The following is a 14,913-nucleotide window of genomic DNA, read 5'->3' as shown; positions in this document are numbered from 1 at the left end:
GAGCGCCCGGACGGGACACGGAATCCGCTGCAGACGGTGCCGCTGACGGAGAAGATCCAGGCCGAGCGGTTCGACGCCGAGATCCGGCACGCCGAGATCCGTTACTACGCGGGCCAGTTGGTCTCCGGTTCGCTGCGCGTCGGGGACCGGGTGACGGTCCACCCGTCCGGCGAGACGTCCGCGATCACCGGCATCGACGTACTCGGCGAGGACGCGCGGGAGGCGTACGCCCCTCAGTCGCTGACCCTGCGCCTGGCCGACCAGCGCGATGTCTCGCGCGGCGACATGATCACGACCGGGGCGGACGTGCCCTCGCTCACCCGGGACGTCCGGGCCGCCGTCTGCCATCTGGCCGACCGTCCGCTGCGGGTCGGCGACCGGGTCCTGGTCAGGCACACGACCCGTACGGTCAAGGCGATCGTGAAGGATCTGGCCGGGGCCGCCGAGCTGACCGCGAACGACCTGGGCCGGATCACCCTGCGCACCGCCGAGCCGCTGGCGCTCGACGACTACGCGGACTCGCGCCGCACCGGGGCGTTCATCCTGGTCGACCCGGCGGACGGGGCGACGCTGACGGCGGGGATGGTCGATCTGGGGGAGGCCGGCTCGCACGTGTGAGCCGACCCGTCCGAAATAGGGCCGTGGGAGGCCAGGCACCGACGTGCCTGGCCTCCCACGGCCCTATTTCGTCTTGATGACTTCCGTCATGGATGCGCGACAACGCGGTCACGGAGTCACGACTCGTCGATAGGCCGGTAACGACAGGCACAGAACGCGGGATGCGGAGCGTTCACCTGGGTAAGCAGCCCGATACCGGGCCGAACGTCCCGAAAAAAGCCCGCCGAGCGCCTCTGTCCGGTTGCGTCGTACCATTCCTAAAGTTGAAAGCAGGACATCCTGCTCCATGAACGGACCCGCCTTGCACGATCCCCAAGCCCCAGCCTCCTGGCGCATCGCTCTGCCGCACACCGCCGCGGCCGTGCCGGTCGCCCGTGCCCTGGTCCGTACCGCGCTCGCCGAGCTGGAACACACCGCCGACAGCGACACCGCCGAACTGCTCACCGCGGAGCTGGTGGCGAACGCCGTGGAGCACACCAAGGGCGACAGGCCCATAGAGCTGGTCGTGGAGCTGCTGCCGACCGGTTGCCAGGTCGAGGTGCACGATCCGGATCCGCACCCGCCGGGCGATCTCACGATCCCCGACCCGTCGGGCGAGCCCGACCCCTGGCAGGAGCACGGCCGCGGGCTGCTGCTGATCCGCGCCCTCAGCTCGTCGTGCGGGCACCGGCCCACGGACTCCGGGAAGGCGGTCTGGTTCAGGCTGCCGACGGTGCCGCACCAGCGAAACCCGCTGTAGGGACGGCTGCCCCCGCCGCGCCCCTTGCACCCCTCACACCCCTCGCGGCGCCCCTCAGGCGAGCGTCACAGCACCCCTCAGGCGAGGGTCGCGACCAGCATCGCCTTGATCGTGTGCAGCCGGTTCTCCGCCTCGTCGAAGACGACCGAGTGGGCCGACTCGAAGACCTCGTCGGTGACCTCCAGCGAGTCCAGGCCGTGCCGCTCGTGGATGTCGCGGCCGACCTTGGTGCCCAGGTCGTGGAAGGCCGGCAGACAGTGCAGGAACTTGACGTCCGCGTTGCCGGTGGCCCGCAGGACGTCCATCGTCACCGCGTACGGGCCGAGGGCGACGATGCGCTCGTCCCAGACCTCCTTGGGCTCACCCATGGACACCCAGACGTCGGTGGCGACGAAGTCGGCGCCCGCGACCCCCTCCGCGACGTCCTCGGTGAGCGTGATCCGCGACCCGCTGCGCACGGCGAGCTCGCGCGCCCGGTCGACGATCCCCTCGGCGGGCCAGTAGGCCTTCGGCGCGACGATCCGTACGTCCATGCCGAGCAGCGCGCCGGTGACCAGGTAGGAGTTGCCCATGTTGAAGCGCGCGTCGCCGAGGTAGGCGAAGGCGACCCGGTTCAGCGGCTTGGTGGCGTGCTCGGTCATCGTGAGCACGTCGGCGAGCATCTGGGTCGGGTGCCAGGCGTCGGTCAGACCGTTGTAGACGGGCACGCCCGCGTGGGCGGCCAGTTCCTCGACACCCTCCTGGCTGTCCCCCCGGTACTGGATCGCGTGGAACATCCGGCCGAGCACCCGTGCGGTGTCCTTCACGGACTCCTTGTGCCCTATCTGTGAGCCCGACGGGTCGAGATAGGTGGTGGAAGCGCCCTGGTCCGCGGCCGCGACCTCGAACGCGCAGCGCGTGCGCGTCGAGGTCTTCTCGAAGATCAGCGCGATGTTCCGGCCCCGCAGGTGCTGGGTCTCCGTCCCGGCCTTCTTCGCCGCCTTCAGCTCTGCGGCAAGCCCGATCAGGCCGCGGAACTCCTCCTCCGTGAAGTCCAGCTCCTTCAGGAAGTGGCGGCCGGCGAGGGCGTACGGGACTGTCGCCATGGGGGCGCTCCAGGGTTACGTAAACAGGGACTCTTGGAATTCTATACGATGCTCCACATTTCTATACGGAATCATTATCGAGACGTAGGACTCACTTTCGAGGCCCTGAACCTCCGGTTCGGCCGCTAGCCGACGGGATCCCGTACCACCGGACAGCTCATGCACCGCGGACCGCCCCTCCCCCGCCCCAGCTCGCTCCCCGGGATCTCGATCACCTCGATGCCCTGCTTGCGCAGATGCGTGTTGGTGGTCTGGTTCCGCTCGTACGCGACGACGACGCCCGGCTCGACCGCGAGGACGTTGCAGCCGTCGTCCCACTGCTCGCGCTCGGCGGCGTGCACGTCCTGCGTGGCGGTCAGCACGCGGATCCGGTCGAGCCCCAGCGCGGCGGCGATCGCGCGGTGCATGTGCTCCGGCGGATGGTCGGTGACCTTCAGCTCCTTGTCGCCGACGCCCGGTTCGATGGTGTACGAGCGGAGCATGCCGAGCCCCGCGTACTGGGTGAAGGTGTCGCCGTCGACCATCGTCATCACCGTGTCGAGGTGCATGAGGGCGCGCTTCTTGGGCATGTCGAGCGCCACGATCGTCTGCGCCGAGCCGGTGGCGAAGAGCTTGTGCGCGAGCATCTCCACGGCCTGGGGTGTCGTCCGCTCGCTCATCCCGATCAGCACGGCGCCGTTGCCGATCACGAGGACGTCGCCGCCCTCGATGGTGGACGGGTAGTCGGCCTGGCCCTCGGACCACACGTGGAACGTCTCGTCCTGGAACAGCGGATGGTGCCGGTAGATCGCCTCGAAGTGCACGGTCTCGCGCTGCCGGGCGGGCCAGCGCATGGCGTTGATGGAGACGCCGTCGTAGATCCAGGCGGAGGTGTCTCGGGTGAAGAGGTGATTGGGGAGGGGGCCGAGGAGGAAGTCGTCGAGGTCCATGACGTGGAAGCGCACGGAGGTCGGCTCGGGGTGCGCCTCCAGGAACTCCCGCTTGGTCATCCCGCCGACCAGCGCTTCCGCCAGCTCGCCCGCGGGCAGCGCCTCGAAGGAGGCTCTCAGATGGTCGGTGGCCAGCGGCCCGTACTCCTTCTCGTCGAAGACCCTGTCCAGGACGAGCGATCTGGCCGCCGGGATCGCCAGGGCCTCGGTCAGCAGGTCGCCGAAGAGGTGGACGGTGACTCCGCGGTCGCGGAGCACGTCGGCGAAGCCGTCGTGCTCCGCGCGGGCCCTGCGCACCCACAGCACGTCGTCGAAGAGCAGGGCGTCCTTATTGCTTGGGGTGAGCCTTTTGAGCTCAAGATCCGGCCGGTGCAGGATGACGCGGCGCAGCCGCCCGGCTTCGGAGTCGACGTGGAATCCCATGCCTCCATCCTGACCACCGGTGACCGTCTTCACCCCCCGGTCGACCGTTTCCTCGATTTCTTGTTCTCGTCCCCTTGACGATTACAGAGGGCGGTGATTATCGTCGCACTGACGAAAAACATGGAGGGGGTCGCACACACATGGCCGACATCACCCGGCGCCTGGGCTGGCGCCATCTGCGCGGCGCGCCGACGGCACACGTCCGGCACCACCGGGGCGGCAAGCTGCTGCACGACGGGCCGGGGCTCAGCTTCTGGTTCCGCGCGCTCACCGCGGCACTCTCCGAAGTCCCGGTCGACGACCGGGAGTTGGCGATGACCTTCCATGCCCGTACGTCCGACTTCCAGGACGTGGCGGTACAGGCGACGGTCACCTACCGGGTCAGCGACCCGGCACTCGCCGCCGCCCGGCTGGACTTCTCCATCGACCCGGACACCGGAGCGTGGCGTGGTGCGCCACTGGAACAGCTGGGCACGCTGCTCACGGAGACGGCCCAGCAGCACGCACTCGACGTCCTCGCCCGCACGACGCTGTCGGCGGCCCTGGTCGACGGGGTGGCGGCGGTCCGCGAGCGCGTCGCCGCCGGCCTGGCTGCGGAGCCCCGCCTGCCGGCCACCGGTATCGAGGTGGTCGCGGTGCGCGTGGTGGCGCTGCGCCCGGAGCCCGAGGTGGAGCGCGCGCTGCGCACGCCGGCCAGGGAACTGATCCAGCAGGAGGCCGACCGGGCCACGTACGAGCGCCGGGCGGTGGCCGTCGAGCGGGAGCTGGCCATCGCCGAGAACGAACTGGCCAGCCAGATCGAACTCGCCCGCCGCGAGGAGCAGTTGGTCGACCAGCGCGGCACGAACGCCCGTCGCGAGGCGGAGGAGCACGCGGCGGCGGACGGGGTTCGGGCGGGTGCGGAAGCGGCCCGGACGGTACGGCTGGCTCAGGCGGAGGCCGAGCGGTCGGTGAAGCTGGCGGAGGCGGAAGCGGAGCGGTCGGTCAGGCTCACCGACGCCGAGGCGGCGCGCACCGTGAAACTGGCCGATGCCGAGGCCGCCCGGTCCGTTCGGCTCGCTCGTGCCGAGGCCGAGGGTGCGCGCGAGGTGGGCGAGGCACGGGCGCAGGCCCAGGCTGCGTGGCTGCGCGTGCACGGAGATGTGGACGTGGCGACCCTGCACGCCCTGACCGGGACGCGGCTCGCGGAGAACCTGCCGAACATCGAGAGCGTGACGGTGTCGCCGGACGTGCTCACCGGGCTGCTCGCCAGGTTCGGGACCGGAGAGCGGGCGTGAGTCTCGCACCGCGGATCGTGGTGGTCCATCGGACCACGGAGTACGCCGAGTTGGTGGCCCACCACGGCACGCACGGACAGGCCGCCTTCTTCCTCTCCTCTCGCGGCCGGGACATCGCGGAGATCGCCGAACGCCATCACCGAACCCGGCGCGCACTGACCGACGTCACCTCGGCGATTCCCCTGACCTGGCGTCAGACACTGGTCGAACGTCGCGACCTGGACCGTTTCCTGTTCGCGCCGGAGGACGTGGTGGTCGTGGTCGGCCAGGACGGTCTGGTGGCGAACGTCGCCAAGTACCTCACCGGCCAGCCGGTGCTGGGCATCGACACCGACCCCGGCCGCAACCCCGGTGTCCTGGTCCGGCACCGGCCGAAGGACGCGCCGACGCTGCTCCCGGCGGTCCTCACCAGCGCCGTCGAAGAACTCACCATGGTCGAGGCCGTCGCCGACGACACGCAGCGGTTGGTCGCGCTCAACGAGATCTATCTCGGCGCCGTCGGACATCAGACGGCCAGATACCGCCTGGGCCTGGAGGGCGACGGGGGTGTTGTCGAGACCCAGGCATCCTCCGGGGTGCTGGTGGGGACCGGCACAGGGGCGACCGGATGGATCCGGTCGGTGTGGCAGGAGCGTGGCAGCGCCCTGCCTCTGCCGCACCCCACGGAGGACCGCCTGGTGTGGTTCGTCCGCGAGGCATGGCCGTCACCGGCAACCGGCACGTCCCGGGTCGCCGGCCGGCTCTCGGCCTCGTCCCGCCTCAGCCTCACCGTCGAGTCCGAACGGCTGATCGCGTTCGGGGACGGGATGGAGGGGGATGCGGTGGAGCTGACCTGGGGGCAGACCGTGCGGGTGGGGGTGTGTGGGGAGCGGTTGCGGTTGGTGGGGTGAGGTGCTCAGCGGCTGCGCAGTGGCTGGAGCAACTCGGGGCGGGCCAGCATCCGACGGGACACCCGCCCCGAGTCCAGGTTGGCTCGGGCGACGATCCAGCCCGCGAGGGCATGCGGTTCGGCGGGGTCGGTGGTGAGCACGTCGGCGTAGCGGGCGACAGCGCCCGCCGGGTCACCGACGGCCAGGTACTCGTCCGCGGTGCGCGGGGCGACGGACGGGGCGGCGAAGGCGTAGGTACGGTCATCGAGCCAGGACGCCCGGTCGGTACGGAACACCAAGGTGTCCGGTGCGGTCGGCGCCACCCGGGTGGGGACCACATTGCGCAGCCTCCACTCGGTGCGATGCAAAGCCGCGGCGGTACGGGCCCGGGCGAGGGCGGCCGCCGGAACGGGCTCGCGCAGCCAGCCGTCCAGCGTACGCGCGAGCCCCGTCACGAACACCGTGCCCTGGGCGGTCAGCCGACCGCTCACCAACAAGGTCCGCACGACGAGGCGGCTCTGCATCCGGCGCAGCGCGAAGTGATAGCCGGCCACTCCCATGGCTTCCGACTCCCGTGCCTCGGCCATCCGGTCCCGCCAGAAACCGGCGACACCGGTGAACGCGTACGCCCCGTGCAGCAGTCCGGTGAGATGACGGGGATCCCCACGCCATGGGGCGTAGTACCGCTCCTCACGGTCGTCGTCCAGGAGCGGGAACAGGTGGAGCAGAGCGGCCAGTTTGCTGTGCTGGAACTCGTGGACCAGGGTCTCGGCGAGAGCGAGGGCGCCGGCGGGGCGGGCAATGACCATGGCGGCATAGGAGTCTCCGCTGGAGGCGGAGAGCCGCACAGTGGGTGAGGCGGGGGGCAGCACACTGGTACGGCCCCATGGCACTACAGCCCGTATCTCGATGGGATCGAGTCGGCCGGGACCCTGCGTGCCCCGGGCCGTGACGATCTCAGTGGCATCACCGAACAGCCGCTGCCATTCCGCCGCCTCCTCGGCGTCGAGCCGGGCCGGGGCTATCGGGTCATCGAGGTCGCGGTAGGGGTCGAGATCGTCCAGCGGAACGGCCACCGTTCCCGACGGCCCCGGGAGGGTGAGGGTGCGCAGGGGCAGCCAGTGCGAGGCGGTGTCCGGCGTTTCTCCCGTGGTACGCACGGGGACGGCGGCGGGGTGGCGAAGGACGAGCGGGGCTACGTCCAACGCCTCGGACGTGAGGGTCAGTTCGCCTCGCATCGCTCCCACCCTACCGATCGACAGGCCTCCCGCCACGCCCGGCAGCTCTGCCAGGCCCAGACCCGGCAGGAAGAGGGCACCGTCGACGAGGGGAACCCGGAGGTCGGCCTCGGTGCCGGCGTGCAGGGCCGCCGACACCGCCAGGGCGGACAAGTGGCCCGCCTCTGCCCAGAGTTCCGGCCCCGGGGCCGTGCCGTGCAGACGGCGCAGCACATGGGCGAGCCAGCCGCCGGTCTGTGGTGCGAGGAGTAATCGCTCGACCGGCACGGGAGCCCTGTCGGCCGCTGCCTTGATCGTGCGCCACGCCTTGGCAGGGGCATCGAGGGGTGTGGGCAGTGAGTCGAGGCGGGCCAGCAAGGTGCGGAGGAGGAGCAGCCTGCGCGCGCGTTCACTCCGGGCGAGGAAGGCGAGGGCCCCGGGCGAGCCCCCGCCGACGGCGAGTTCCTCGAAAAGGTGCCTCGGCATGCGGAGCGGTGACGTGAGCTGCTCGCTGGTCATTGCCGGGGACCTCCGATGGAGCATGTGGGCTCACCAGGGACAGGGCATGCACGGTGGCGGCTCGTCACTCCGCTCTGCCTGGCTCGGGCCCACCTCTCGTGCTGCTCCGGGCTCGCAGGATCTCGGTGAGGATGCGGGAATCGGCGGAGAGCGGGGGGAGATCGTCCAGGGCGGCCCACGGCACCGTGGTGAGGTCCGCCAGATCTGACTCCCAGTCGAGAGCATCACCTGCCGCGACGGCCGCCTCGCAGGCGGCGGCTTGGGCGTCGTACAGAGCAGGCGGCTGGTCCAAGGTGCATCCCCCTTTTCACGCAGTGGCACTCGATGCCCCGCATACCGTCCATCATGACGAACACAGGCCTTGACGGAAACCCGTACGATCACGCCACCTGATCAGCCCAGACGGCGCCGGTGGGTGAGGAATGCCCCGAATTCCCGCAGAGCGTCGGCGAGTTCCGCCCTTCTTTCGGGGTCGTCGTCGAGGGACACGACGGCGTCGAACAGCTCCCACAGGTCCTCCGGGCGGCGACGTCCCAGCGCCGTGAGGATGCTGGTGACATCGGTACGGGCCTTGGGGTGGCGGGGAATCGTTCCGTGAACGCGCGGGTCCAACGCGGTTACCACAGCCTGCCGTTCGACGGGATCGGCCGTCCATGGATAGGCCATGAGCGCCTCCACCGCGCGGCCGAGCGCGGAGAGCATCCGCCCTTCAGCCGGCGGTAGCGTCTCGGTCCGCTGCGGACTCTGCAGTCGGATTTCCGGGTGCTGCAGTGTGCGGCCCGCCTCCCGCAGCGCTTCCATCCGCACCCGTACGGCGGAAAAGAGCTCCTCCGGGTCGGGCAGTCCGGGCAGTACCGAGCCGCGAGCCGCGAGCAGGTCGAGCAGGACCTCCGAGAAGAGGCCGGTGGCCCGCACGGGATCGTTGGCGGCGGCCCGGCCGCGCCCCGCGGCACGCAGCGTGGACTGCCGGTGCGCGAGATTGCGCTGTCCGACCGGCAACGCGTCGGCGGGCAGCGGGACCCGGAAGGCCAATGCCTCCTCGAAGGTCTCGCAGGCGTCCACCAGCCACAGTTGTTCTCTCAGCCCCGGCACGGCATCGCCTGCGTAGCGGGCCAGGGCGGAGTCCAGGTCGAGGGCGACCTTGTCGCCGACGGTGGCGTCGGAGCACAGCAGTCTGAGGTGTTCGGCGCGGTCGAGGACCCCGTGGCCGCCCCACCACACCCACAGCACATCGCCCTGGGCAGCGGGCAGTTCGCGTACCAGCGCGCGCCGCACGGTGGCGTGATCGGCGGGTCGATAAGGGGTGTCTGGGGCGAAGGGAGGCAACGGGGCGAGGTGCAGGTGCAGTTGGGCCTCGGGGACTCCGGCGTCACTCAGCAGTCGGCGGAACGCGAGAGCGTCCCTGGCGGGCCCGGGCAGGTCCCAGGCGTCACCCGCGTCGTACTTCTCGATCCCGACGATCAGGGCGTGGACCCGGGCCGGGTCATGCCGCCGGACCGGTGGTTCGGGGCCGGTCACGGGAGCCGGTCCATGATGTGCCGGTACACGACGGGATTGGTCCAGTAGGCGCTGTGCGACGCCGGGAACGGCTGTCGGCTGTCGACCGCGATGTCGGTGACGCGTCCGGGGAAAATGCCTGCGCCGAGGTAGCTGAGCAGGTCCCGGCGGTCGTACAGATTCAGCCAGTGGGGGACGTGAGAGGGCAGGGGTTCCGGGTGCACGAGGGAGGGCAGGGCCCCCAGTTCGTAGAGGAAGGGGCACTGGGAGCCGACGGTGACCAGGAGTTGGACCTGTAGGAGCGGGTCGGTGACCAGCGTGTCCAGAGCGATGATGCCCCCGAGGCTGTGACCGATGAGGGTGACCGGCGGTTCGAGCCCCCGGACCACCTCTCGCAGGTCGGTGCGGACCACCTCGCCTCTGCTGAGGTAGCGCAGGATGTCACCGGCCGCGGGATGGGCGGCCTCGGTCAGGGCCCGTCGACGGCGTACGACGACACGTGAGGCGCCGCGGCCCACGATCCCCAACAGCCTTGCCCCCAATCCGCGTTCGGCGCCCCGGGGCGGGGCGCCGAGCGCCTGGGCGACCCGGTCGACCACGGCGTCCCGGAGGTCACCGCCCGGAATGAGCGGATCGTCGGCGTCCAGCGCGTCGGCGATGAGGCGCGCGACCAACCGACGTGCGGCGACGACCGCGAGTTCGTCAGGGTTCAGGGTGGCCGCCGCGGGGCCCAGCGACGGGTGGGATGCCAGGTCCGACGCGGCACGTGCCAGACCCGGTCCCAGGTCGGCGGCGAACTCGTCCCCCCGCACGGCGAGTTCGGCCAGGAGCGCCTGCATCTTCTGCCCGGCCGGTACCGACCCCGGAGGGCGTTCGGTGGCGGACGCCGCTCCTGCGGCCGCAAGGGCGAGTTCGGCGTCGGGGTCCGCGTACAGGACGGCCCAGGCAGCTGCCTCGTCGTCCGTGTCGGGCCCGGCCGGACTCTCGCCGAGGCCACGGCTCGCGCCCGTCTCCGGCGGCAGGCTCGCCCCGCCGGCGGCCAGTGTGGCGCCGTACGGACCTCCCCAGTAGTACGGCACGACCCGGAGCCCCTCGCGCAGGGCACCGAGCCCGGCGGCGACTCGTCCGGCGAGAGCCGAGAAACCGGGTTCGCGGACCCCTGTCCCGTGGATGAAGACGACCGTCGGCATGTGCCCCCCCGTGACACCGCTCAAGGTTCCCGTGCGGCTTGCTCGATGTGACCGCCGCGGTGTTCCGGCCGCGTGCGGCACTGTGTGCCGGGCACGGCCGGAACTTCGTACTACAGCGGCATCGGCGCGATATCACACTCGATCCGTCGGCGCCGACCGGCCGCGAGAAGCCAGGGGTGATCCTCACGGACCACTCGCCTGAAGCCCTTCACCGCTCGCCGTTCCAACCCGTCCGCCTCCGTTCCGCGGCCCAGCCCCCTCAAATCAAGAGCCAAGTTCGAAGCACAGGACAGGGTCAGCGGGTGATCCGGTCCCGCCGCCTCGGTTAGTAGCGGGAGATTGGCCTCGTCGATCTCACGGGCCCGGTCGAAATCGAGCAGTTGGTGAGCTGTGGTCGCCTGGCCGATCGCGGCTGTCAGTGTCGTCACGTGGCGGGGACCGACCTCCCGCACGAGGCTGGCGACGGCAGCATCCTCGTACTCCTGCGTGGCGGGAAGATCTCCGAGGGCTCGCAGGATGGCGGCCAGGTTCGCCTTCATGAGCAGGGTGTAGGCGTGGTTGTCGCCGAAGCGCTGAGCGCAGCTCTTCAAGGTCTGCTCACCCAGTCGGCGTGCCCCATCGAGGTCGCCGGTGAGACGCCGGTCGATGCTGACATTGATCGCCATTGAGAGGGAGTCCGAATGATCGCGGCCGAAGCCCGCCACGAAGCTGCTCAGTGTCTCGTCGGCGAGCTTTGCGGCATCGGTGATCGCGCCGTCACGACGTCGGCAGACTGCCAGGTTTCCCGCGATGCGCAGAGTGAGGAAGTTGTCGTCGCCGAGCGCCGCGCGTGCCTGCCGATAGACGTCTTCCTGGAAGGTACGAGCGCCTGGATAGTCGCCACTCTCACGCATGTCGATCGCCAAAGCATTGAGAGTGTTGAGGGTGAGAGAACTGGCGGGACCCAACAACTCCTCGCGCAACCGCGCTGTTTCCTGGTCCATGGGCAAGGCCTCGCGGAACTGACCGCACAGCCGCAGATCGACGCCCCAACTGTGTGCGGCCCGCATCGTGATCGCGTCGTCCGGTCCCAGCTGGGTACGGGCCCGTTCGGTGGCTTCCCGTCCCAGGTCCCGGGCCTCGACGAACCTGCCCTGGAAGCGTCGCGCGTCAGCCAGTTCGATCATGGAGTCGATGAGGTCCTCCTGATCGACCTCCACTCGGCGTGAGAGCTCCAGCGCCCGCTCGTTGAGCTCGATGGACTCGCCGGCCTCACCGACGACGCGCAGCAGGAACGCCAGGATCTTCGAGATACGGATGACGTGGATGTTCTCCTCGCCGGACGCGGCGAGCCATGAGGTGTAGGCCTGCCGTGCGAGATCGGCGGCTCCTACGTGGTCACCCCAGTAATAGAGGAAGAGCACAGTGTCGTAGACCAGTTCGCGGACAAACGTGTCCGTGCTCGTCACCGCCTGAGAGCTCAGCACGTGGGGCAGCAGTGCCTGGTAGTCGGGCCACTCCTGAGAAGAGGCATAATGGCCGGGTTTGGCCACTGACAGGAGCTGGTGGGCCGCGTTTCGCATGCGCTCACGTTCCTCGGATCCCTGCTTGGCAAGAAGCACGTTCTGCAGCAGACGGTGCATTTGCAGGGTGTCGGTTCGAAGGTCCAGTTTCACCAAGGAGAACTGGGTCAGGGCGCGGATGGCACGGGCGAGTTTGATCGCCTCGCTCAGAACGGGGTCGACGTTGGGCGTAATGCCCCCGCGGCTCTTCCGAAGCATCGAGAGCGGAACCGGTTCGGGAGCCATGCAGGCGCAGATGTCGAGAAGTTCGCGGGCGCCTGGGTTGTTCTCCTTGATGCGCTCCAGCGAGATGTCCCAAGCCGCCGCGACGGAGACAGGGTAGTCCGGGGCCGGGTCGAGGTGAAGAATCTCAGGGCTACGCTGCTCCAGCAGGTTGAGATACTCCTCGACCAGCATTCCGGTGACCGCGCGCCAGGCCCCTGCCTGCTCGACAGCGAGTGGCAGGTCACCCAGGGCTGCGGCGAGCAGGTCGGCGTCGACCAGGGACAGATCCGGAGAGCGCTTCTGGAGCAGCTCAATCGACTCCTCCCGCTCGAACACATTCACCGGCAGCGGCGTAGCCACACGTTCCCAGTCCGGGTTGCGTGACGTGACAATGATCTTCCCTGGACCGTTGGCGGGGAAGTAGTTGCGGACCACCTCGACGTTCTCGGCGTTGTCGAAGATCAGCAGCCATTTGTCGTACGGAACTCCGGTGCGGAGCGCCTCGAGGACCGCGGGTACGGCTGTGTTGGCGGCCGGCACGCCACCGCCGCCGTCCTGCCCCGCAGGGGTAAGTCGCAACCGCACGGCCAAGCCGGCGAGCGCCGCCAGAATCAGGCTTTCCCGTTCGGCCGGGATCCAGCAGATCAACTCGTAGTCCCGCTGATGGCGGTGTACATACTCCAGCGCGAGCTGGGACTTGCCCACGCCTCCCAGACCGTGCAGCGCGTGAGGCAGCACGGCGGCGGTGTCCTGGGCGTTCAGCTGGTCCTCCACGCCTTGGAGGAGCGCCATCCGGCCCACGAACGAGTTGTTCCGCAGCGGAACGTTCACCATCAGAGCCAGCGCTCCAGCCGCCGGTGTTCCGGTCTTGGGGCTCGTCATGGGGAGCTCACCCTTCGGGGCCTCGGTTCGGGAAGTATCGGTAACTGGACTCGCCACACGCACTCCAAGTGGATCAAGATCAGGGACTCCGGACTCGGGTTTCTCACTGCCCGCTCCCGAGCCGGATGATCCACTAATACTGGGAGGTTTCGCCGCACTGGGTGCAAGTCGAGGCAAACTCGGCTCCAGGCGTTTCGCGCGTTTGGCGTAGGGGCCGGACAAGGAACGCATCACCGCCAGCTCGGTGCGCACCCAGTTGCGCTCCGCCGGATCGGGCAGCGTGGCGTGCTCCGGGTCCCGCAGGGCCGCACGCAGCGCGACACCTCGGCGACCGGCCGCCGGAAGATCACCCAGCGCGCTGACCGTGAGCGCGAGCCCTGTCCGGGTCGTACTGGCGAGGAGCGCCTCCCGGACGCCCTCGGCGAACTCCGGCTGCCCCTCACCTCCCCCGTTCCAGTCGATCAGGCCGCCCATCAGGATCTCGGCGAGGTGATCGGGACGGGTCTCCGGCATGAACCGCTTGCGGAACTGATCGACCAGCTCGAACTCGAAGGGGATGGCCGCCAGTTGACCGGCCAGCCGGCGCGCCGCCGGAGTCGCGAGCGCGAAGAAGCGACGCACGGCCGCCGTCGCCGCGCGAGGAATCCTTGGCGCGTCCAGGCCCTGCGCGGGCGCACCCTTCGCGAGGGTGCCGGCCAGGACCACGGGCAGTTCACGACGTACTCCGTGCTTGCCCGTGACGAGTTCGGCCCAGGCGGCGAGCGATCCGGGCCTGAGGGACAGCACCGGCACCGGCACCGACTCGTCTCCGCCCTCCGGCAGGGGACGCATCGGGTCGCGGCCGCCGGGCGGGGGCCGGTGTTCGAGGCTTTCATTGGTCGCGCCGAAACCACCGGCGGCGAGTTCCGCCGAGTAGGGGTACAGCGAGGAGCGCCGGTGCAGCTCGTGCGGCAGCAGATGGACAAGGGCCGTCGGCCCCGCCCGCCCCAGACGGCCCAGCAGGGCGTCGGCCGCGGCACCCGCCCAGCCGTGCGCCAGACCGTCGGTGACGACGAGGAACACACGGTTGCCGCTTCCGTCGAGCAGTTCGGCGGGATCGGCGGGGGCCTGCTCCGTCCCGCGGCGCACGGTGGGCGCTCCGGTGCGCGGCACCGTGACTCGCACGACGCGCACCGCGCGAAACGCTCCGCTCTGCTCCGCGGCCTCGGCCAGACGGGCGGTGGCGTCCTCCCAGATCCGCATGGTGAGCGAGTCGTCGATCAGCAGGACCAGGTCGAAGGCCGAGATGAGGGACGGCTGCAGAAAGGGCATCCAGAGCCCGTCGACGATGCCACGCTCCGCGGTGGTCTCCTCGTCCAGTTCCTTGGCGACCCGGGACGGGACGCGGCGGGCGAGCCGGTGCAGGGCGCGGGCGAGCCGGGCTGTCTCCCTGCCCGGACCCGGTGTCCCCGGCGGCGTCTCCGTGTCGGGCAGCAGGGGCCGGTTCAGGCGCACGACCGCGGCTCCCTCGGGGTCGGGTAACAGCCGCGGCTGCGGTGCCGTGCCGCCGGAAGCACCGCGAGCCGACGCCACAGCGGGCCAGCGGGGGGACGAGGCGCCAGCGTTGCTCTCGTCACCAGAAGTGGCCGTAGAAGGCGTAGAAGGCTGTTCCACGGCGACGGTCGCCGACAGGCCGCTGTGCGGGTGGTTCGTGGCCGTACCGGCGGAGCCCGGTGTCGTCCTCTCGCTCACATCGTGGCCGTGGCGATCCCAGTAGGCCGCCAGCCATACGGCGTCGGCGAGTTCCTCCCAGTGCGGTGTCGCGTCAGCGTCGGCCTCAGGGAACGACGAGCGGGACGACGTCCCAGCGATAGGGTCCCCGTCGCCGTGCTCGGATGAGCGCTCCCTGTGAACGCCGGTCAA

At 70.1% G+C, this 14,913-nt stretch carries 10 protein-coding genes and 1 pseudogene; 4 read left to right on the top strand and 7 right to left on the bottom strand.

What is annotated here, in order from left to right:
• Positions 1-618, top strand: a pseudogene (locus O3Q52_RS18445) (hypothetical protein); the annotation flags it as partial.
• Positions 619-904: 286 nt separating this feature from the next.
• Positions 905-1,357, top strand: a complete 453-nt coding sequence (locus O3Q52_RS18440; RefSeq protein WP_269649877.1) for an ATP-binding protein — start codon at positions 905-907, stop codon at positions 1,355-1,357.
• 77 nt (positions 1,358-1,434) lie between these two features.
• Here the strand turns inward: O3Q52_RS18440 and argF are convergent, their stop codons facing one another.
• Positions 1,435-2,442 carry an ornithine carbamoyltransferase gene (argF, locus tag O3Q52_RS18435; RefSeq protein WP_269649876.1) on the bottom strand — a complete coding sequence of 336 codons (1,008 nt, stop codon included), beginning with the start codon at positions 2,440-2,442 and terminating at the stop codon, positions 1,435-1,437.
• A gap of 125 nt (positions 2,443-2,567) precedes the next feature.
• On the bottom strand, positions 2,568-3,794 hold the full coding sequence (locus tag O3Q52_RS18430; RefSeq protein ID WP_186001210.1) for an arginine deiminase: 1,227 nt from the start codon (positions 3,792-3,794) through the stop codon (positions 2,568-2,570).
• Between the two features lie 140 nt (positions 3,795-3,934).
• Between O3Q52_RS18430 and O3Q52_RS18425 the strand changes: the two genes are divergently transcribed.
• Together O3Q52_RS18425 and O3Q52_RS18420 are read left to right on the top strand one after the other, a co-directional pair.
• Positions 3,935-5,071: an SPFH domain-containing protein gene (locus tag O3Q52_RS18425; RefSeq protein ID WP_269649875.1), complete on the top strand. Its 1,137-nt coding sequence runs from the start codon at positions 3,935-3,937 to the stop codon at positions 5,069-5,071.
• Positions 5,068-5,961 (top strand): hypothetical protein, encoded by an 894-nt coding sequence (locus O3Q52_RS18420; RefSeq protein ID WP_269649874.1) that lies wholly within the window; start codon positions 5,068-5,070, stop codon positions 5,959-5,961. Before O3Q52_RS18425 ends, O3Q52_RS18420 begins: the two co-directional genes overlap by 4 nt.
• Positions 5,962-5,966: 5 nt before the next feature.
• On the opposite strand, the gene O3Q52_RS18415 is transcribed toward O3Q52_RS18420, so the two are convergent.
• From O3Q52_RS18415 to fxsT, 5 genes are all read right to left on the bottom strand, one after another.
• The gene (locus O3Q52_RS18415) at positions 5,967-7,676 is read right to left on the bottom strand and encodes an HEXXH motif domain-containing protein (protein WP_269649873.1); all 1,710 of its coding nucleotides are present in this window, start codon (positions 7,674-7,676) and stop codon (positions 5,967-5,969) included.
• Positions 7,677-7,740: 64 nt separating this feature from the next.
• Entirely contained in the window at positions 7,741-7,968 is a 228-nt protein-coding gene (locus tag O3Q52_RS18410; protein WP_269649872.1) for a hypothetical protein, read from the bottom strand.
• Positions 7,969-8,069: 101 nt separating this feature from the next.
• Positions 8,070-9,194 (bottom strand): caspase family protein, encoded by a 1,125-nt coding sequence (locus tag O3Q52_RS18405; protein ID WP_269649871.1) that lies wholly within the window; start codon positions 9,192-9,194, stop codon positions 8,070-8,072.
• Positions 9,191-10,363 (bottom strand): hypothetical protein, encoded by a 1,173-nt coding sequence (locus O3Q52_RS18400; RefSeq protein ID WP_269649870.1) that lies wholly within the window; start codon positions 10,361-10,363, stop codon positions 9,191-9,193. The genes O3Q52_RS18405 and O3Q52_RS18400 overlap by 4 nt, the downstream gene beginning before the upstream one ends.
• 110 nt (positions 10,364-10,473) lie before the next feature.
• Positions 10,474-14,913, bottom strand: a complete 4,440-nt coding sequence (gene fxsT / locus O3Q52_RS18395; protein WP_269649869.1) for an FxSxx-COOH system tetratricopeptide repeat protein — start codon at positions 14,911-14,913, stop codon at positions 10,474-10,476.

Source organism: Streptomyces sp. ActVer, from assembly GCF_027270795.1.
GTDB lineage: Bacteria > Actinomycetota > Actinomycetes > Streptomycetales > Streptomycetaceae > Streptomyces > Streptomyces umbrinus_A.
This window is presented reverse-complemented; position numbering and strand designations above follow the sequence as displayed.